Origin of the sequence: Halorubrum sp. Ib24, assembly GCF_002252745.1 — an archaeon.
In the GTDB taxonomy this organism is placed as follows: Archaea; Halobacteriota; Halobacteria; order Halobacteriales; family Haloferacaceae; genus Halorubrum.
Genome location: NZ_NHOX01000040.1, coordinates 89,987 through 107,211, shown reverse-complemented (window position 1 = coordinate 107,211; position 17,225 = coordinate 89,987). Strand labels below are relative to the sequence as shown.

The window sequence follows — 17,225 nt, the reverse complement described above, 5'->3', positions numbered from 1 at the left end:
AACCCGACCGTAGTCGGGCGGTTCCCCGTCATCTCGGCGTTATCAACCGCGTCCGCGTTTGCGAGCATCGGCACCGTTTGATTCGTCGAGACCGAACCCGGTGTGTGACCACCCGCTTACGCGTCCTCGATGACGGGGCGTGGCTATCCATCGACGACACCCGAGAAGTGCGTGTTAGCGAACTCTGGCGCCTCGACGCGCCCGGTTTCTGTGACTGCGATCTCGCCGATCTGGTCGTCGAGAACTTCCAGACGGTCGGCGTCGACGGGGCGACGATCGAGACTCGCGTCCATGGCCAGTGTATCGCGTGTGGCGTGACGGGAACGACGGCCTGGCTGCCGGTTGGACGGATACGGGACGGTGAGTTCGTCGAATTCGACCGATCGTCGGTTCGACGTTCGCGGACGGCAAACCACCGGCAATAACCGCCTCTGAAATAAACCACCGGGGAAGGTTGACTCCACGCGGTCACCTATGTGGGCGTCGGGTGTAGCCGACAACGATGCCAACAGACGTCGAGAACTGGAAGTCGGAGGTCTACGGGAACGAGGTTCGTGACCGCCTATTCGAGTTCGCCGAGCAGGGGTACGACTCGATCCCGGACGACGAGCGGGACGCCTGGTTCGAGCGGTTCAAGTGGTGGGGGCTGTACCACCAGCGGAACGGACAGGAGGGGTACTTCATGATGCGGATCGGGACCCCGAACGGCGTGCTCGAGCCGGGGCAGCTCCGTACGGTCGGCGAGATCGCCGACGAGTACGCCCGTGGCCCGGGGACGAATCCGATCTTCGGCGACGCGTACGCCGACTTCACCACCCGTCAGTCGATCCAACTGCACTGGATCGAGCTCTCGGACGTGCCGGCGGTCTTCGAGAAACTGGCGGCGAACGGACTCTCGACGCAGCAGGCGTGTGGGGACTCGTGGCGGAACATCGTCGGCAATCCGGTCGCCGGGAAGGACGGCCAGGAGGTCGTCGACGCGTGGCCGGTCATCCGCGAACTCAACGAGACGTTCAAAGGGAACGACGATCACACCAACCTACCGCGGAAGTGGAAGGTGTCCGTGACGGGCTCCGCCGACGGCTCCGGACAGGGCGATATCAATGACCTCGCGTTCGAGCCCGCTTATAAGCAGGTCGAGACGGACGGGGCCGAAAGCGAGGACGCCGTCGGCTTCAACGTCCGCGTCGGCGGGGGGCTCGCCCGCAACGAACCGCGCCTCGCCCGCGACATCGACGTCTGGGTCCCGCCGGAGCAGGTCTCGGCCGTCGCCGGCGGCCTCTCCGCGCTCTTCCGTGATTACGGCGACCGTGAGGACCGATACAACGCCCGCGTGAAGTTCCTCGTCGACGAGTGGGGAGCGGAGACGGTCCGCGAGACCCTTCAGGAGGAGTACGTCAATTTCGAACTGGAGACCGCCGGCCGGGACGTCCGCGAGGAGTACACCTACAACGCGGGCGAGGGCGAGCGGAACGACCTGATCGGCGTTTACGATCAGAAGGACGGGCGGAACTTCGTGGGTCTGAACGTGCTCGTGGGCCGAATGGGTGCGGCCGACGTCCTCGACCTCGCCGACCTCGCCGAGGAGTACGGCTCCGGCGAGGTCCGACTCTCCCAGCGACAGAACGTCATCCTCACCGACGTGCCCGACGCGGAACTCGACGACCTCCTCGACGAGCCGTTGCTCGACCACTACTCGCCGGATCCGTCGCCGTTCATGCGGGGCTCCGTCGCGTGTACCGGGACCGAGTTCTGCTCGCTGTCGATCGTCGAGACCAAGAACCGGCAGGTCCGCTTCGCCCGGTGGCTAAAGGGGAACGTCGACCTCCCGGACGGCGTCGACGAGTTCCACATCCACCTGTCCGGCTGTACGGCGTCGTGCGCGCAGCCGCAGATCGCCGACGTGAGCCTGCGCGGCATGAAGACTAGGAAGGACGGCGACCCGGTGGAAGCGCTCGACGTCGGCCTCGGCGGCGGCCTCGGCGAGAACCCCCAGTTCGCCCGCTGGGTAACCCAACGCGTCCCGGTCGACGAGGTCCCGGGCGCGATCGCGAACCTGATCGAGAGCTTCGCCGCCCGGCGCGAGGACGGCGAGTCGTTCCGCGCCTTCGTCGCCCGCCACGACGACGACGAACTCGACGCCCTCGTGGACCCGGAGGAGACCGACTACGACGACCCGATGATGCACAACACGAAGCGTACGTGGTACCCGTACGCCGAGAACGACGGGATCGACGAGGGGCCGCCGGTGCCGGCGGACGACTGACGATGCAGGCCTCGACGACACCCACGACGGCGACGTCCCCGACGCCTTCGACGACGCCGAGGGCGAGCGAATGAGCAACCGCCTGCTCCGCGTGAACGCCTACACCACGCTCGACCTCGTCGACGGGCGGGTTCGCGGTCACGACTTCGAGGAGGACGCGCCTGGCGTCGTGAACGTCACCGCGCCGCGAGAGGAACCGGACCACGTGACGCTGCAGGTCGAACTCGACGACACCGCGTTCGATTCCCTTCCGGCACACGCCGACGAGATCGAACTCTCCGCGGCACAGGCGAGAGCGCTCGCCGAGGCGCTGGAGTCGACTGCGGACCGAGTCGCGGCCGCTCTCGACGAGACGGCCGACGACGCGGACTGACGCGCTTACAGTTCGAGTCCTCGGATCGCGACTGCTCCGGACGGCTCCCCGGTCTCGCCGCCGTCGGCATCTGCTACCCGGCCGATCACGCGCCCGTTTGTCTCGGCCGCCAGCGACTCGGCGTCGTCGGGGTCGAGGGCGGCGACGAAGCCGGTGCCCATGTTGAACGTCCGGTGCATCTCCTCGTCGGAGACGCTCCCCTCGGACTGCACGAACTCGAAGACGGGCTGGGGGTCGAAGGCGTCCTCGACGACGTACCCGTGGTCGCCGAGCCGCGTCAGGTTCGTCCAGCCGCCGCCGGTGACGTGGGCCGCGCCGCGCACGTCGCGTTCGCGCATCGGGTCGAGCAGGTCGGTGTAGATCCGAGTCGGCTCCAAGAGCGCCTCGCCGACCGTCTCGTAGCCGTCGAACGGGCAGGGGTCGTCGTAGTCGTGGTTCCGCGTGGCGGCTTCGCGGGCGAGCGTGAGCCCGTTGGAGTGGATCCCAGAGGAGCGCCAGCCGACCAGCGCGTCGCCCGGCCGCGCCTCGCCGTCGAACACGGCGTCCTTCGCGGCGAGTCCGGCGCAGGTGCCCGCCAGGTCGAGTCCCCGGATCACGTCCGGCATCACCGCCGTCTCGCCGCCGACGAGCTCCATGTCCGCCAGCTCGGCGCCGCGGGCGAGGCCGTCGCCGACCTGCTCGGCGAACCGCTCGTCCGGCTCGTCGACCGCGAGGTAGTCGACGAAGGCGACGGGGCGGACGCCGGCGGCGACCAGGTCGTTGACGTTCATCGCGATGCAGTCGATGCCGACCGTCGAGTAGTCGCCGAGCGCCTCGGCGACGAGGAGCTTCGTCCCGACGCCGTCGGTCGCGAGCGCGAGGTACCGATCGCCGATGTCGAGGAGGCCGGCGTAGTCGCCCTCGGCCTCGCCGACCGCGCCGATCAGCGCCGCGGTCGCCGCCTCGCTCGCGTCGATGTCGACGCCCGCGTCGGCGTACGTGAGTTCGTCGTCGCCCTCGTCCGCTTCTCCCCCCGTCTCGTCGCCGTCGCCCTCGGTCATGTGTGTCGAGGGACGCCCGCGGAGCAAAAGCGCACCGTTCCGGCCGGCGCGACCGCCCCCGTCGCGTCGCTCCCCTCAGAACGGCCCGCCGAAGCCGAGCCCGCCGACGAAGACCAGGCCGATCGTGAGCAGGACGGAGACGACGAAGAAGCCGACCCACACGCCCTTGCTCCAGTCGAACACGGTCTTCCCGTCGAGCGGGCCGTACGGGATCAGGTTGAACGCCGCGGGGAAGACGTTGATCGCGATCCCGCGGGAGCCGATCAGGGTGATCACGGGGCTGCCGACGACGGGACCGAGCAGGAACGCCGGGAGGAAGACGAGGGTGAGAAGCAGATTGACGACCGGGCCGGCGAGCGCGATGTGGCCGTGCTCTCGCGGCGTCAGGCGACCGCGGTGGTGGACCGCGCCGGGCGCGGCGAAGATGAATCCGAGGAGCGAGCTCATCACGGCCAGAAACAGCATGCTGTTGTCGGCCCGGAACTCGGCCACCTGGTCGTAGTGGACCGCGACGACCTTGTGCGCGATCTCGTGGAGGAGGAACGCGACGCCCGCGGTGAGGAGGCCGACGAGCAGCGGCGGGAGCACCCCCGCGGCGAGGAGCCGGCCGAAGCCGGCGGTGCCGTTGACGAAGAAGAACGTGAACGCGACGCCGAGCGCGAGCCACGCGACGAGCAGGTCGCGCAGCTCCGTGCCGCTGAAATAGAGGCCGGCGATCCGGCGACCGCGGAAGGCGGAGCTCACGCGCCACCCCCGACGGCGGACCGAGTCACGCCCCACCACCGCCCAGGATGGCGTTCCGTATCAGCTCCGCGCCGGTGCCGGCGCCGTCGATCATGAGGCGGCCGACCTCGTCGACGCCGCCGACCTCGGCGCCGAACATCGCCGGGATCACGTAGACGGCGAACAGGAAGCTCGCGACGATGCTGCCGACGTTCGTCATCGCGACGACGACGATGAGCTTGAACAGCGGGACGTCGAGCATCGCCGAGACCAGCTCGGAGGGCGACCGCGTCTCGTCCGAGAGCAGCTCGTTGAGCGTCCCGATGTCGCCGACGTTCACCGTGAGGTGCCGGAGCTCGACGTAGCCGGTGAACCAGCCGGGCGCGAGCACCGGGTTGATCGAGGTCATCCACGCGACCGCGCCCCCGACGCCCGCGGCGGTCCACCGCGCGCCGGCGACCTTCGCGAAGGCGAAGGCGAACGCGCCGTTGATGAGGAACCACGCGCCGAACAGCCGGAACAGGAAGGCGTTCTCGACGCCCGCCAGCGCGAGCAGGACGAAGAAGCCGACGAAGCCGACGGTGATCGCGTAGCCGACCGCCTTCTTCCACGGTAGCCTGCTCCCGCCGCGTTCCCGGCCGACGAGCTCCTCCATCGGCGGGAGCGTCTCGGGGCTCGCGAGGTATCGCTCGATCCCCGTCTGATGCCCCGCGCCGACGACGGCGACGACGTCCTTGCCGGCGTCGCGGAGGGCGACGAGCCGGTGGGCGATGAACGCGTCCCGCTCGTCGATGAGCGCCTCGGCGCCGCCCGGCGAGAACTGGCGGAACTCCTCCATCATCATCGTCACCACGTCGGTGTCGGTGAGCTCCTCGACGCCGAGCTCCTCGATGCCGCCGTGCTCCGGCTCGCCGCCGCGGTCGGTCAGGCCGAGCAGCGCCGCCACGACGACGCCGAGCGTCAGCCCGAGCGAGACCCCGAGTCCGAGACTGCCGATCGCCGTCACGGCGAAGCCGCCGAGGTACGTCGAGACGAGCCCGTTCGCGACGCCGGAGGCCGCCGCGGCCACCCCGGCGCCGACGCCGAGCCCGCTCGCCGCGTAGAGGCGGCCGTCCGGGGAGAGCGCCAGCTTCCCGACCTGATCGACGGCGATCCCGGCGGCGACGGCGACGAGGACGCCCGCGGTCACGCGCGTCAGCAGCGCGGTGGTCACTCCGAAACTGCCGCCGAACAGGCCGATCGCCGGCCCCGCGAGGACCCCGACGAACAGCCCCGCGAGCACGCCGACGATCCGCGAGTCGGTGACGCCGAACGCGAGCCCGCCGACCATCCGGAGCTTTTCCGTGACCGTCATTCGCGCCCAGAAGCGCTGGATCGTCGTCTGGATGTCACGGTCGACGAGGGCGACGTCGATCCCGAGCCCCTCGGCGACGTCGATGGCCGCGCGCATGTCAGCGCCCGGTTCGATGTCGAAGCGCTCGCCGAGCTGGGTCTGGACGTACGAGAGCATCCAGTAGGCGAGGAACTGGAAGACGGTGTTGCCGCGCAGGAGGTCGCTCGCATCGAGGTCGTCAGGCGTCTCGCCCTGCAGCTGACGGTACCGCCCCTCGTCGAGCTCGACCGCGACGACGTCGGGGCGCTCGCGATCGATCGTCTCCTCGACCTCGTCGACCGAGCGCTCGGAGACGTGCGCGGTGCCGACGACGGTCACGGAGCCGGCCGCGCCCCCGTCGCCGTCGCCGTCGCTCCCGCCCGACCCGGGTGCCTCGTCGGGCCCGGACGCCGCCGCGGGGTCGCTCGCCGTCGGGGGCACGGACGCGCCGTCGGAGCCCCCTGGCGTCTCTGTCATTGCCGTGACGTACCCCCTCGCCGCGTTTAGGGTTTGTGAGTCGATATCGGATCGTCGGGCGCGTAACCGATCCAACAAATTTGTATCCTCACGGCGTAGAATGGCGATCATGTCGCGGCTGTTGCCCTCCCTGCCCGACGCGACGCCCGAGGACCGAGAACCGCGGGTCGTGGGCGTCGACGACGAGGACGCGGACGATCTCATCGCCGCGCTCGGCTCCGAGACCGCTCGCGAGATCCTCACCCACCTCCACGACGAGCCGGCGACGAAGTCCGAGCTCGCGGCCGAGGTCGACACGTCGCTCCAGAACGTGCAGTACCACCTCTCGAAGCTCGACGGCGCCGACCTCGTCGACGTCGTCGACACGACCTACTCCGAGAAGGGCCGCGAGATGGACGTGTACGCCGCCGCCGACGAGCCCCTCGTGCTGTTCGCCGGCGGCGAGGAGGAGTCGGCCGGGATCAAGAGCGCGCTGATGCGGCTGCTCGGGGGGTACGGCCTCATCGGACTGGCGGCCGTCGCGGCCCAGCGCCTCCTCTCGGTGGCGGGACCGACGGCCCGCGTGACGACCACGACCGGGGGCGACGACGCCGGCGTCACCGCGGAGCAGTCCGGGGGAGACGGCGGGGGAGCCGCCGACGGCGGCGACGCGGCGGTCGACGGCACGGTCGAGTACGTCGTCGACCCGCTCGCCGAGTACGCCGTCTCGCTGCTCGAACCGGGCGTCGTCTTCTTCATCGGCGCGGCGCTCGTCTTCACGGTCGCGTGGGCGTACTGGTACCGGACGAGCGGGGCCTGAGGCGGGAGCCCGCCGAGGACGGGAGCGCTCCGCTGGCGCCGAGCGGCGTCGCCCGTGGGACAGCTATTCATGCCGCCGCCACCACGATCCGGTATGGAACACGAAGCCGAGGTCGTCGGGGTCGGAGCGGGCTCCGCGCCGGGCGGCGACGTGCCGGCGGTCATCCTCTCGGTCCGAGACGAGTACGTCCCGATCTTCGTCAGCGCCGACCAGGCGCAGTCGATCGGGATGGCGCTGGAGGGCGAGCCGTTCGACCGGCCGTTGACGCACGATCTGCTCGTCGACATCCTCACCGAGTTCGGCGGGGCGATCGACCGCGTCCGGGTGGACGACCTCCGCGACGGCACCTTCTACGCGAAGGTCGACGCGGAGCGGTACGACGACGGCGAGCCGGAGCGGTTCGTCTTCGACGCGCGCCCCTCCGACGCGCTCGCGCTCGCCGTCCGGATCGACTGCCCCGTCATCGTCTCCGACGAGGTGGTCGACGAGGCCGGTCGCTCCCCGGACTCCGTCCGCTTCGACGACGGACCCCAAGACGGCTCCTGACGACGAGAGCCGGAGGTTCAAGTCGCCCGCCTCCCCACCGCCGGTATGGACGAGACGGCGACCGTCGCGGAGTCGTACACCGAGATGACCGAGATGCTGCTGCCGAACGACACGAACAACCTCGGGCGGGCGCTCGGAGGCGCCGTTCTCCACTGGATGGACATCTGCGGCGCGATCGCCGGGATGCGCTTCTCGAACCGGCAGGTCGTCACCGCCTCGATGGACCACGTCGACTTCATCGCCCCCATCGAGATGGGCGAGGTCGCCGTGATCGAGGGGTACGTGTTCAACGTCGGGCGCACGAGCCTCGACGTGAAGGTCGACGTGCGCGCGGAGAATCCACGAACCGACGAGCAACGGCGCACGACGACCTCCTACTTCACTTTCGTCGCGCTCGACGAGGGGGGCGCCCCGGCGAGCGTCCCGGAGCTGACCTGTCCGACGCCGGAGGAGGAGGCCCTGCGCGACGAGGCGGTCGAGGGGCGGCGCGAACAGCTCAGCGACATCGTCGAGCGGTACGACCTCTGATCGACAATCGGGGGCCTACTCGCCGTCGACGACGTCGACCCGAGCGGCGCGCTCGGCGGTCGCGTCGTCGTCGCCGGGCGCTTCGCCGCCGGGCCCGACGGAACCGGCCGATCCGACCGCCGCCTCGTGCGCGTCCCTGACCCGCGCGCCGAACTCGTCGAGGGTGCGACCCGCCTCCGCGGCGGCGAGGTGGCTGGCGCAGTCGCAGTCGGACGCGCCGAAGCCGTCGACCGGGCCCGGCGGGAGGCGCTCGGCGACCGCGCACTCGACGTCGGCGCCGACGCTCCGAACGACGCGGTCGATCCGGGCGTCCGGGTGACCGAGCAGGTGGTCGACGTGCCAGTGGCGGACGCCGTGCTCGCCGCGCGCGGTCCGCCGGTGGCGGTCGACGCGGGAGTACCCGCCCGCGCCGAGCGCGCTGCCGGTGTACGCGTAGCGGCCGGCGCCGAAGCGGCGCTCCCCGAGCGCGCCGACGCCGATCTCGGCGGAAGCCGCGAACTCGACGAGGAGGGTGTACGTGCCGCCGGTCGAGTCGGCGACCGATCCGTCGCGCTCGGGGTCGCCGGCGCCGTCCCCGCTCACGACAGCGCCTCCGGCGGGGCGCTCGCGGCGGGGCGGAGGTCGTCGACGAGGTCGCGCGCCGCGTCGGTCAGGCGGTACGTCTCGTGGACGTCGGCGGGGTCGCGCCCGCGGCCCGACAGGGTCCCGACGACGTCGGCGATCCGGTCGTAGTTGTCGCGGACGAGTCCGCCGACGATCCCCGGAGTGCCCGCGCGGTCGGCGAGCTCTTCGGCCGCCGAGCGCCCGGCGTACACCCGGAGGCGGCCGGGGTCGACGAGCACCATCGCGAACGGGCGCGAGCCGAACTGCGCCTCGAGGAACGGGCCGACCGGGTCGGCCTCCCACGGCACCGCGACGACGCCCTCCAGTCGGCGGAGCGCGAGCGCCGCGACCGAGCAGTACGGACAGTCGCCGTCGAAGATCAGCACCGGCGCGTCCGAGTCGTGACTCATGATGATCGGTAGGTGCCACGGCGGCTTAAGCGACCGGCCGGCGGGCCGAAGCGCCGCGGGAAACGGGGCGAAAAACGCGAGTGTCTCAGTGCGAGTGGCCGAGCGCGTCCTCCAGCGACTGCCCGAACCGGTCCTCGAACAGCTCCGCGGCCGTCTCGTTCATCTCCGCGATGTCCTCCGGCACGTCGCCCTCGCTGTGGTGGACGATGACGTGCGCCTGCTGGGCCATCGCCTGCACCACGACATCGCTGACGACGCGGGTGCCCTGCTCGCCCTGCTCGCTGAGCACGTCGACGAGACCGGCGGGCAGTTCGAACGACTCCTCGTCACCGTCGGGACCGGTGATCGTGTAGGTTTCCGTCTCTCCCATACGTCTCGGTCGCGGTCGGGACATAAGGGTCTGTGGAAAACGCGCGTGGCGGACGCACGCGCGTGTCGAGTCCGGCGAGCCGGGCTTCTCCGCGCCCGCCGCCATCGCCGTCCTCCCCGCTATCGCCGCCCTCGCCGCTATTCCCGCCCTCGTCGCCCGGCGGCTACCCGTGCGCCGAGATGGCCGTCACCGAGAAGCCGGAGAGCGCGATGCTCGCGAGGTAGACTGCGATCGCGGTGACGACGATCGAGCCCCCGGAGGGGAGGCCGAGCCCGATGGAGACGGCGAAGCCGCCGAGCACGGAGACCTGGCCGAAGATGACGCCGAGGTACGTCGTCTCACGGAAGCTCCGCGCGACCTGCGAGGCGGCCGCGACGGGGACGACGAGCATCGCGGCGACGAGGATGACGCCGAGCACCTGCATCGCGCCGACGACGACCACCGCGGTCAGCACGACGAGCAGCGTGTTGTAGCCGGTGACGTTGAGCTGGGCGACGCGCGCCGCCTGCTCGTCGAAGGTGATGAAGAGGAGCTGTTTGTACGTCAGCGCCACGCCGGCGACGACGAGCAGCGAGAGCGCGCCCATCAGCCGCGCGCCCTCGGCGGTGACGATCGCGAGGTTCCCGAACAGGTACCCCTCGATGTTGATGGCGGTCAGCCCGCGCCCGTAGCTGACGATCAGGGTGCCGACCGCGAAGCTCCCGCTGAGCATGATCGCGATCGGCACGTCGCCGTAGGCGTCGGTGCGCTCCGTGAGCCACTGGACGGCGAGCGCCCCCGCGATCGCGACGACGAGCGCGACGAGCAGGAGCGAACTGTCCCAGCCGGTCGACGCGTTGACGAGGATGCCGATCGCGACCCCCGCGAACGCCGTGTGCGCCAGCGTCTCCCCGATCAGCGCCATCTCCCGGTGGACGAGGAAGGAGCCGACGAGCGGCGCGACGACGCCGACGAGCACGCCGACGGCCATCGACTGCCACATGATCGGGTGCCGGAACACGTTCGTGCCGAACGCGGCGTCCATCCCCCGCCCGAGCGCCCGGAACGCGGCGTAGAGGTCGCTCATGACCGGGAGGTCCCGCGCCCAGTAGAGGAGGAGGAACGCGAGCATGCCGACCGCGACGACCGCCGTGAGCCCGAGCGCGGCGACCTCGGCCGTGCGTCGGAGTCCGCGGTCGGGCCTCGCGTCCGCGGTCGGGTTCGCCTCCCCCCCGCCGTCCGCGGCCGTGGTCCCGCTCATCAGTGGTGGTGGTGGACGACCTGTCCGGTCGCGCCGTACGCCTCCGAGAGGGCGTCGCTCTCGACGAACGACTCGGTGTCGCCGTGGTGGTACAGCTCGGTGTTGATGCAGGCGATGCGGTTCGCGCGGTCGGTGACGACGCCGATGTCGTGCTCGATGAGGATGATGGTGATCCCGTCGTCGTTCAGCTCGTCGAGGAGCGCGTAGAAGGCGTCGCGCGACTCCGCGTCGACGCCCACGGTCGGCTCGTCGAGCGCGAGGAGGTCCGCGTCGCTCGCGAGGGCGCGAGCGATGTACGCGCGTTGCTTCTGCCCGCCGGACAGCTCGGTGACGAGCCGGTCGGCGAGGTCGCCGATCCCGACCGTCTCGATGGCGTCTGCGACGGCGGCGCGGTCGGCCTCGGAGAGGCGCCCTCGGCCGGCGTGCGCGAACCGGCCCATGGTGACGCACTCGCGAACCGTGACCGGCATCGACCCGCCGCGGCTCGTCGCCTTCTGCGAGACGTAGCCGATCCGCCCGCCGTCGTCGAACTCGTCGACCGGACGGCCGAACAGATCGACGGTCCCCTCGTCCGGTTCGTGGAGCCCGAGCATGAGGTGGAGCAGGGTCGTCTTCCCGGAGCCGTTCGGGCCGACGAGCCCGAGGAACTCCCCCTCCTCGACCGTCAGAGAGACGTCGCTCACGGCGACGGTGTCGCCGTAGGCGAACGTCACGCCGTCGAGGTCGACGATTGCGGTCACTGCGTGTCCCGACTCTGGGTCGTCCGAACGTTTAGCTCTTTTAGTCCGTCGGCGAGGACGGGTCCGGCGGCGGGTGAGGGACCGCCGGCCGGCGCCGACGCGTCGAGGCTCCGACTCACTGCGCCCCGAACGCGCGCTCGAAGGCGGGGACGTTGACCTCGGTCATCTGTTCGAGGTAGCCGTAGCCGGCGTCGTTCCACTCCTCGGTGGTCCCGCCGGCCGGGCTGACGGCCCGCGTCTCCGTCGCGTCGCTGTTCTCGACTATCGTCTCGGCGAGCGTCGTCGACGCGAAGCGGTCGTAGAGTATCGTGTCGATCCCCTCCGCGTTCACCAGTTCGATGGTGTCGGCGATCTCGCCCTGACTCGGCTCGTTCTGCGGCGAGACGCCCACGGGCGAGTGGAGCCGGAACCCGTAGCGCGCCTCCAGGTACTGGAACGAGTTGTGACCCGCGATGACGGCGACGCCGCGCTCGGCGCTCTCGGCGATTGACGCGAAGGCGTCGTCGACGTCGTCGAGTTCCTCCGCGTACGCGGCCGCGTTGTCGGCGTAGGCGTCGGCGTTCTCGGGGTCCGCCTCGCCGAGTCCCGTCGCGATGGTCTCGACCATCCGCCCCGCGAGGACCGGGTCGACCCAGACGTGGGGGTCGTACTGGCGGTCATTTTGGTTTTCCTCGTCGTGATTCTCTTCGTCGTGATTCTCCTCGTCGTGATTCTCCTCGTCGTGATTCTCTTCGTCCTGACTCTCGTGCGAGTGGTCCCAGTCGAGCAGGTCGTCCTCGACGTCGGCGAGCGCGTTGACGACTGCGACGGAGTCGTAATCGGTTTCGAGCGTCGCGGCGAGGTCCTGCGCCCACGCGAACTCGGGGCTGTCGAGGTAGACGAACGCGTCGGTCGAGGCGACGTCCGCGGCGAGGGTCCCGTCCGGCGTCCAGCCGTGCCCGAGGCGGCCGACCTCGACCGGGTCCTCGAAGCTCGCTCGGTCGCCGACGACCTCGTTAGCCCAGTCGTTGAGGGTGAAGAAGGCCGCGTACCCGCCGTCGAACTCGGCGGACCCCTCGTCCGCGGCGCCCGAACAGCCGGCGAGCGAGGTCGCCGCTCCGGCGGCCAACAGTCCGCCTCCGCGCTTCAGCACCGATCGGCGTGAGTGAGTCATACCTATCGATACCAACTGTTAATAGAAAAGTATTGTTATTTCACAACTCATAGTTAATAACACAGGCCGCGAGACCGCGATCGATTGTCAGCGCCGACCGGCGACGCGGTCGCAGAGGCGGTGACGCCGCCGCTCGCCCTCACTCCGTCAGATCGACGGTCGTCGCGTCGGCGAGCGCGGCGAGCCGCTCCGGATCGACGGCGAACACCGCGCTCGGCGTCCCGGCCGCGCCGTAGACCGTGTCGTACCCCGCGAGCGTCGGATCGAAGGCGGTCGGGAGCGCGACGTCGTGGCACAGCGGCGGCACGCCGCCGATGCTCCAGCCGACGGTCTCGCGGATCCGCACCGGGTCCGCCATCGTCGCCTCGGCCGCCCCGAAGTGGGCCGCGACCGCGTCGAGGTCGAGCCGGTTCGCGCCGCTGGTGATCGCGGCGACGAGTCGATCGCCGGTGTCTCCGTCGGCGCTGCCGCCGCCACCATCGGCTCCGGTGTCTCCGCCCGAGAGCGACACCACGATCGTGGAGGCGATCGCCGCCGTGTCGCAGCCGACCGCGTCGGCCGCCGAAGCCGCCGTCTCCGTGCCCGCGTCGAACTCCAGGACATCCAGGTCGACGCCGTAGCGGTCCCGCGCCCGTGCCGCGAACTCCGCCGCGCGCTCGTCCATGGACAAAAGGAGGCCCGCGGCGGAGTATGAAGCTCTCGGCCGCGGCACGTATGGCGGTCGTTCGGGAGAGAAGCGGCGCCGTCGACGACCTACCGCGTCCGGAGCTCGTCTTTGTCCTTAATTACGCGGGCGTCTCCCTCGCCGGACGTGACCTCGTTGACGAGGTCGTACAGGTCGTTCTGCAGGCCGGCCGGGAACGTGAGCACGCCGACCCACGAACCGTCGTTCTGCCACTCCTCGCGCTCCAAGTCGCCGAACTCGCGGATCTGCGCCTGGCCGGAGCCGGCGTAGTCCGCGGGGAGCTGGACCGCCATCGTCACCTCCTCGAACCGGATCGGGATGACGGGCCGGAGCGCCTCGAGCGCGTCGTCGACCTGGTTTTCGACCGGCTCCATCGGGTCGATCTGGAACCCCGCCTCCTCTAGGGCGCGCTCGATCCGCTCCGGCGGGTGCGGGGAGTCGTCCATCTGCGGGTTCACCGCGTTCCGGGTGATGGTGGTGACCAGCTGGTTGTGCTTCCGCTCCATCATCTCCTCGCGCTGCTCGGCGGTGATCTGGATCTCCCCGCGCTCGACGACCTCGGGGATGATCTCCAGCGCGTCCGTCGTGCCGAAGACGGTCTCGAGGTCCTCCTCGGCCGGGCGATCGCCCCGCGAGGCGTTCTCGAACACGTCCTCGGCGGCGATCACGTCCTCCAAGTCGCCGTCGAACTCACCGCGCTTCATCGCGAGCGCCGCGTCCGGGTCGATCAGCACCTCGAACCGTTCGCCGTGCGACTCCAGTCGGGCCGTCACGGCCTCGTCGAGCGAAATCATACTTGGAGATACCACCCCCGCACTGAAAAAGCCTCCCGCGAGATGGAGCCCGCCGATCCCGCGTCCCGGCCGTTGGTCAGCCGTCCCCTCAGGAACGCTCGTCCTCCCAGTCGTCGCGACAGACCTGCGAACAGAAGCGTCGGTGTTCGACGTCGGTGCCGTCGACCCAGGTGACGGTTCGACGGCCGACGCCCAGCGCCGGGCCGCCGCAGGTCGCACAGCGCGGGGCGGACTCCTCGTCGACGTCCTCCTCGAGGTCGGAAGTCGGATCTACCATACCCGTCCGTGCGTCCCCGGACACTTGAACCCGCGAAGGGCGGCAGTTCTGGCCGGGCGATCCGGAGACCGTCCGTCGACGCCGACCGGTCCGGAGAGGAATCACCCCCGTCGCCCCCTCGCGTCCGGTACCGGCCGCTACCGCCCGAGGGGTCGGTCGCCGCGGGGCCGGCGCCCTCCGCCCGGGGGAGATCGCCGCTTCGACGGGTGTTCGACCGCGATCTCCGCGTCGGACGCGGGGTCCGGCAGAATCCGCTCGCGACCGTCCGGCCACCGGACGACGACCCGGCGCGGCGTCGCGCCGCCGAGCCCGAAGTGCGCGACCGGCTCGGTCTGACAGAGGCAGCCGCCGCCCGCGTCGACGGTGCGGCGCTGGATCCCGGCGGTCGTCTCCAGCCTGACGACGGCGCCGCGGGCGGGCGCCCCGTGTCTCGTCGTCGGCCGGACGCGGAGCCACCCGGCGTCGGCGGCGCCCGGGACCTCGTAGGCCGCGATCGGCTGCGCGGCGACCTCGCCGTGGACGACGAGGAGCTCCAAGACGCCGTCTCCGTCGAGGTCGGCCGCCACCGCGCCCGTTCCGAAGCCGTCCGGTTCGGCGGCGGGACCGGGGTCGACCGGCTCCCAGCGGGAGGCGTCGTCCCACGCGTCCCGACCCTCCCGCCCACCCGCTCGTAGAGCCGGTTCGGCTCGCCCGAGACGTTGTAGAACAGCTCCTCGCGGCCGTCGTCGTCGAAGTCGGCCGCGACGACCGTCCGGACGCGGTCGGGCTCGCTGAGGGCCGCCGACGCGACGTCCTCGAACTCGCCGCCGGATCCGTGACGGAGGAGGCGGTTCGGCCCGTCCTCGTTGCCGACGGCGAAGGCGAACGTCCCGCCCTCGTCGACGAGGGAGGCGCCGCGGGTGTCGCCCGCGGGGTCGGCCAGCGCGCCGCCGCCGGTCGGGTCGTAGTGTCCGTTCTCGTTGCGGAACAGCCGGTTCGGGCCGCGCTCGACGCCCGCGAACAGATCGCCCTCCCCGGAGCAGTGCGGGACCGCGAGCAGGGACCGACAGCCGCCGTCGACCTCCAGCCCGACGGCGCCGGCCATGTCGGTTATCTCGCCGTCGTCACCGAGCTCGTAGAACGCGAGCGGCGCGGCGTACCCGGAGACGGCGACCCCGTACCGGCCGGTCCCGAGCCGGTCGAGCGCGGCGACGGACCGGCCGGCGCGGACGTCGAGGCGGTCGGCGTTCACGTCGAGCGCGAACACGTCCGTCCAGCGGTAGCCGTCGGATTCGAGGCGGCTCAAGAGGAGGTCGGGGTCGCCGCCGCCGTCGACGCCCTTGGTGCAGTTGTGGACGTACACCTCCTCGCAGCCGTCGGCGTCGAGGTCGGCCGCGCAGACGCCCATCCCGTGGCGGGTCCCGTCGGCGACGATGCCGCAGGCCGTATCGACGAACCGGTCGCCTTCGCGGGCGTACAGTCGGTTCGGTTCGCCGTAGCCAGCGACGAAGACGAGCGGTCCGTCCCGTCCCGGCGTCACCGTGACGCCGTACCCGCGCATCGGGTCGTCGTCGCCGACGAGGTCGGACCGCTCCGTGAACATGATATCCCGTCACCGCTGGGAGAATATGAACTCACGGGTTGGATTCAGCCCGAGACGCGTAAATCCGGCTCCGATTTCTCGTTACGGATTTCGCTCGCCGTCCCTACAGGTTCCGCTCGATGTACCGGTTCATCGCGCGGACGCGCCCCTCGTCGAACGTCCACATCCCGCGCCAGACCCGCGGTTCCGCCTCGACGGCGAGGAGGCCAACGCCGCCGTCCATGCCGCGATCGAGGTCCGATCCCGCGCCGCCGTCGACCGAGGTGGGTCCCCCGGGCGGTCGGTACACGACGAACCAGCTGTGGGTGAAGTCCCGGCTGTCGCCGCCGTGGACCACCGCGTCGAGGCCGCGAGGGAGGTCGTCCGGCACGCCGTACAGGTGGGTGTCGACGCCGGCGTCGACCACGCTCTCGTACACCTCGCGGGTACCGACCTCGTCTTCGATCCGCGAGAGGCGCTGGAACGACGAGCGCAGCGTCCCGTCGCCGGCCACCCAGGCGGCGCGTTCGATGAACCGGGAGATGGTGATGAGGAGGAGCTTCTGGCGGTTCGACTCGGGGTAGCCTCGAAGGGTGAACGTCGTGTCTTCGAGGCCGCTTATCACCGACGGGAGGTCGACATCCTCCAGCGTTCGGCTCCCGGTGACGTACAAGTCCGAGTTCACGAACAACACCGCGTCGCCGAGCTCGCCGAGCGTCGAGCCGGCGACGACCTCGTCGCCCTCGACGAGCAGCGCGAGGTTCTCCACTCCGCCGGGGTCGTCGCCGTCGAACGGGACGGCGTCGTTCCGCCGGAGCGCGTCGACGTCGATCACCGGCCTCTCGCCCGCGTCCGGGGATCGCATCGTCAGCCGCTCGGCGGAGAGCCCCGCCCCGCTCGCATCAGCGGGTCCGTCGGATCGCGCGCCGGGATGGTCGGATCGGGTCTCGGTCCGGTCGGACCCGGTGCCCCCGTCGCCCGCGAGGCTCCGGTCCGCCACCTGCACCGCGTCGCCGAACGTGTCCGTGAGCATGTTGAGAACGGGGTCGGGGTCGGTACGGTTGACGACCACGATGGATCGCTCGACGTCGTCGTATCGATCGAGGAGCTGTTCGAGCGTCACGTAGGCCGTCTCGGGAACTCCGCTCATTAAACGTTTGTCCGCGCTTATCCGGTCTGAGAAACGGACGCGTCGCCGAGCTGACCGGGCGTCGAACCGACGGTGTTCCGAGTCGAACCGACGGTGTTCCGAGTCGAACCGACCGACC

The 17,225-nt window shown here is 70.7% G+C and carries 19 protein-coding genes and 1 pseudogene; 6 read left to right on the top strand and 14 right to left on the bottom strand.

Annotated features, from left to right (window positions below):
- Positions 1–104 precede the first annotated feature (104 nt).
- The 3 genes from DJ82_RS15370 to DJ82_RS10595 all read left to right on the top strand — a co-directional run bounded on the left by DJ82_RS15370 (position 105) and on the right by DJ82_RS10595 (position 2,639).
- Entirely contained in the window at positions 105–425 is a 321-nt protein-coding gene (locus DJ82_RS15370) for a hypothetical protein (protein WP_094523338.1), read from the top strand.
- Between the two features lie 77 nt (positions 426–502).
- A complete protein-coding gene (locus tag DJ82_RS10600) occupies positions 503–2,266 on the top strand; it encodes a nitrite/sulfite reductase (protein WP_094581761.1) in 1,764 nt (587 codons plus the stop codon).
- Positions 2,267–2,336: 70 nt separating this feature from the next.
- The gene (locus DJ82_RS10595; RefSeq protein ID WP_094523342.1) at positions 2,337–2,639 is read left to right on the top strand and encodes a DUF6360 family protein; all 303 of its coding nucleotides are present in this window, start codon (positions 2,337–2,339) and stop codon (positions 2,637–2,639) included.
- Between the two features lie 5 nt (positions 2,640–2,644).
- Here DJ82_RS10595 and purM read toward each other — a convergent pair whose 3' ends face one another.
- The 3 genes from purM to DJ82_RS10580 all read right to left on the bottom strand — a co-directional run bounded on the left by purM (position 2,645) and on the right by DJ82_RS10580 (position 6,251).
- Positions 2,645–3,679: a phosphoribosylformylglycinamidine cyclo-ligase gene (gene purM / locus DJ82_RS10590; RefSeq protein ID WP_094581760.1), complete on the bottom strand. Its 1,035-nt coding sequence runs from the start codon at positions 3,677–3,679 to the stop codon at positions 2,645–2,647.
- A gap of 75 nt (positions 3,680–3,754) precedes the next feature.
- Positions 3,755–4,423 carry a metalloprotease gene (locus DJ82_RS10585; protein ID WP_094581875.1) on the bottom strand — a complete coding sequence of 223 codons (669 nt, stop codon included), beginning with the start codon at positions 4,421–4,423 and terminating at the stop codon, positions 3,755–3,757.
- A 25-nt stretch (positions 4,424–4,448) separates the two neighbouring features.
- Positions 4,449–6,251, bottom strand: coding sequence for a TraB/GumN family protein (locus tag DJ82_RS10580; protein ID WP_094523346.1), 1,803 nt, complete (start codon positions 6,249–6,251; stop codon positions 4,449–4,451).
- 109 nt (positions 6,252–6,360) lie between these two features.
- On the opposite strand from DJ82_RS10580, the gene DJ82_RS10575 reads away from it, so the two are divergent.
- From DJ82_RS10575 to DJ82_RS10565, 3 genes are all read left to right on the top strand, one after another.
- Positions 6,361–7,050: a winged helix-turn-helix domain-containing protein gene (locus DJ82_RS10575; protein WP_094557092.1), complete on the top strand. Its 690-nt coding sequence runs from the start codon at positions 6,361–6,363 to the stop codon at positions 7,048–7,050.
- A 93-nt stretch (positions 7,051–7,143) separates the two neighbouring features.
- Positions 7,144–7,596, top strand: coding sequence for a bifunctional nuclease family protein (locus tag DJ82_RS10570; RefSeq protein WP_094523350.1), 453 nt, complete (start codon positions 7,144–7,146; stop codon positions 7,594–7,596).
- A gap of 45 nt (positions 7,597–7,641) precedes the next feature.
- Positions 7,642–8,124, top strand: coding sequence for an acyl-CoA thioesterase (locus tag DJ82_RS10565; protein ID WP_094523352.1), 483 nt, complete (start codon positions 7,642–7,644; stop codon positions 8,122–8,124).
- 15 nt (positions 8,125–8,139) lie between these two features.
- Here the strand turns inward: DJ82_RS10565 and DJ82_RS10560 are convergent, their stop codons facing one another.
- The 11 genes and pseudogenes from DJ82_RS10560 to DJ82_RS10510 all read right to left on the bottom strand — a co-directional run bounded on the left by DJ82_RS10560 (position 8,140) and on the right by DJ82_RS10510 (position 17,080).
- The gene (locus DJ82_RS10560) at positions 8,140–8,706 is read right to left on the bottom strand and encodes a DUF123 domain-containing protein (protein WP_094581759.1); all 567 of its coding nucleotides are present in this window, start codon (positions 8,704–8,706) and stop codon (positions 8,140–8,142) included.
- Positions 8,703–9,137: a DUF393 domain-containing protein gene (locus DJ82_RS10555; protein WP_094581758.1), complete on the bottom strand. Its 435-nt coding sequence runs from the start codon at positions 9,135–9,137 to the stop codon at positions 8,703–8,705. The genes DJ82_RS10560 and DJ82_RS10555 overlap by 4 nt, the downstream gene beginning before the upstream one ends.
- Before the next feature lie 85 nt (positions 9,138–9,222).
- On the bottom strand, positions 9,223–9,507 hold the full coding sequence (locus tag DJ82_RS10550; protein ID WP_094525965.1) for a hypothetical protein: 285 nt from the start codon (positions 9,505–9,507) through the stop codon (positions 9,223–9,225).
- Positions 9,508–9,670: 163 nt separating this feature from the next.
- Positions 9,671–10,747, bottom strand: coding sequence for a metal ABC transporter permease (locus DJ82_RS10545; protein WP_094557094.1), 1,077 nt, complete (start codon positions 10,745–10,747; stop codon positions 9,671–9,673).
- Positions 10,747–11,487, bottom strand: a complete 741-nt coding sequence (locus tag DJ82_RS10540; protein WP_094523362.1) for a metal ABC transporter ATP-binding protein — start codon at positions 11,485–11,487, stop codon at positions 10,747–10,749. The genes DJ82_RS10545 and DJ82_RS10540 overlap by 1 nt, the downstream gene beginning before the upstream one ends.
- Before the next feature lie 115 nt (positions 11,488–11,602).
- Positions 11,603–12,640 carry a metal ABC transporter solute-binding protein, Zn/Mn family gene (locus DJ82_RS10535; RefSeq protein ID WP_094523364.1) on the bottom strand — a complete coding sequence of 346 codons (1,038 nt, stop codon included), beginning with the start codon at positions 12,638–12,640 and terminating at the stop codon, positions 11,603–11,605.
- A 139-nt stretch (positions 12,641–12,779) separates the two neighbouring features.
- Positions 12,780–13,304 carry a YbaK/EbsC family protein gene (locus DJ82_RS10530; protein ID WP_094581757.1) on the bottom strand — a complete coding sequence of 175 codons (525 nt, stop codon included), beginning with the start codon at positions 13,302–13,304 and terminating at the stop codon, positions 12,780–12,782.
- Positions 13,305–13,393: 89 nt separating this feature from the next.
- Positions 13,394–14,119 carry a ribosome assembly factor SBDS gene (locus DJ82_RS10525; RefSeq protein ID WP_094523368.1) on the bottom strand — a complete coding sequence of 242 codons (726 nt, stop codon included), beginning with the start codon at positions 14,117–14,119 and terminating at the stop codon, positions 13,394–13,396.
- Between the two features lie 88 nt (positions 14,120–14,207).
- Complete coding sequence (locus tag DJ82_RS10520; protein ID WP_094523370.1) at positions 14,208–14,396, bottom strand: hypothetical protein; 189 nt, start codon at positions 14,394–14,396, stop codon at positions 14,208–14,210.
- Positions 14,397–14,533: 137 nt separating this feature from the next.
- Positions 14,534–15,978 (bottom strand): annotated as a pseudogene (locus DJ82_RS10515) (CRTAC1 family protein).
- Positions 15,979–16,081: 103 nt separating this feature from the next.
- The gene (locus DJ82_RS10510; RefSeq protein WP_094581874.1) at positions 16,082–17,080 is read right to left on the bottom strand and encodes a hypothetical protein; all 999 of its coding nucleotides are present in this window, start codon (positions 17,078–17,080) and stop codon (positions 16,082–16,084) included.
- Positions 17,081–17,225: the final 145 nt, after the last annotated feature.

Coding starts and splice junctions, on each gene's coding strand:
- DJ82_RS10600 (WP_094581761.1), top strand. CDS start 503: ATGCCAACAGACGTCGAGAACTGGAAGTCGGAGGTCTACGGGAACGAG.
- DJ82_RS10595 (WP_094523342.1), top strand. CDS start 2,337: ATGAGCAACCGCCTGCTCCGCGTGAACGCCTACACCACGCTCGACCTC.
- purM (WP_094581760.1), bottom strand. CDS start 3,679: ATGACCGAGGGCGACGGCGACGAGACGGGGGGAGAAGCGGACGAGGGC.
- DJ82_RS10580 (WP_094523346.1), bottom strand. CDS start 6,251: ATGACAGAGACGCCAGGGGGCTCCGACGGCGCGTCCGTGCCCCCGACG.
- DJ82_RS10575 (WP_094557092.1), top strand. CDS start 6,361: ATGTCGCGGCTGTTGCCCTCCCTGCCCGACGCGACGCCCGAGGACCGA.
- DJ82_RS10570 (WP_094523350.1), top strand. CDS start 7,144: ATGGAACACGAAGCCGAGGTCGTCGGGGTCGGAGCGGGCTCCGCGCCG.
- DJ82_RS10565 (WP_094523352.1), top strand. CDS start 7,642: ATGGACGAGACGGCGACCGTCGCGGAGTCGTACACCGAGATGACCGAG.
- DJ82_RS10555 (WP_094581758.1), bottom strand. CDS start 9,137: ATGAGTCACGACTCGGACGCGCCGGTGCTGATCTTCGACGGCGACTGT.
- DJ82_RS10550 (WP_094525965.1), bottom strand. CDS start 9,507: ATGGGAGAGACGGAAACCTACACGATCACCGGTCCCGACGGTGACGAG.
- DJ82_RS10545 (WP_094557094.1), bottom strand. CDS start 10,747: ATGAGCGGGACCACGGCCGCGGACGGCGGGGGGGAGGCGAACCCGACC.
- DJ82_RS10535 (WP_094523364.1), bottom strand. CDS start 12,640: ATGACTCACTCACGCCGATCGGTGCTGAAGCGCGGAGGCGGACTGTTG.
- DJ82_RS10530 (WP_094581757.1), bottom strand. CDS start 13,304: ATGGACGAGCGCGCGGCGGAGTTCGCGGCACGGGCGCGGGACCGCTAC.
- DJ82_RS10525 (WP_094523368.1), bottom strand. CDS start 14,119: ATGATTTCGCTCGACGAGGCCGTGACGGCCCGACTGGAGTCGCACGGC.
- DJ82_RS10520 (WP_094523370.1), bottom strand. CDS start 14,396: ATGGTAGATCCGACTTCCGACCTCGAGGAGGACGTCGACGAGGAGTCC.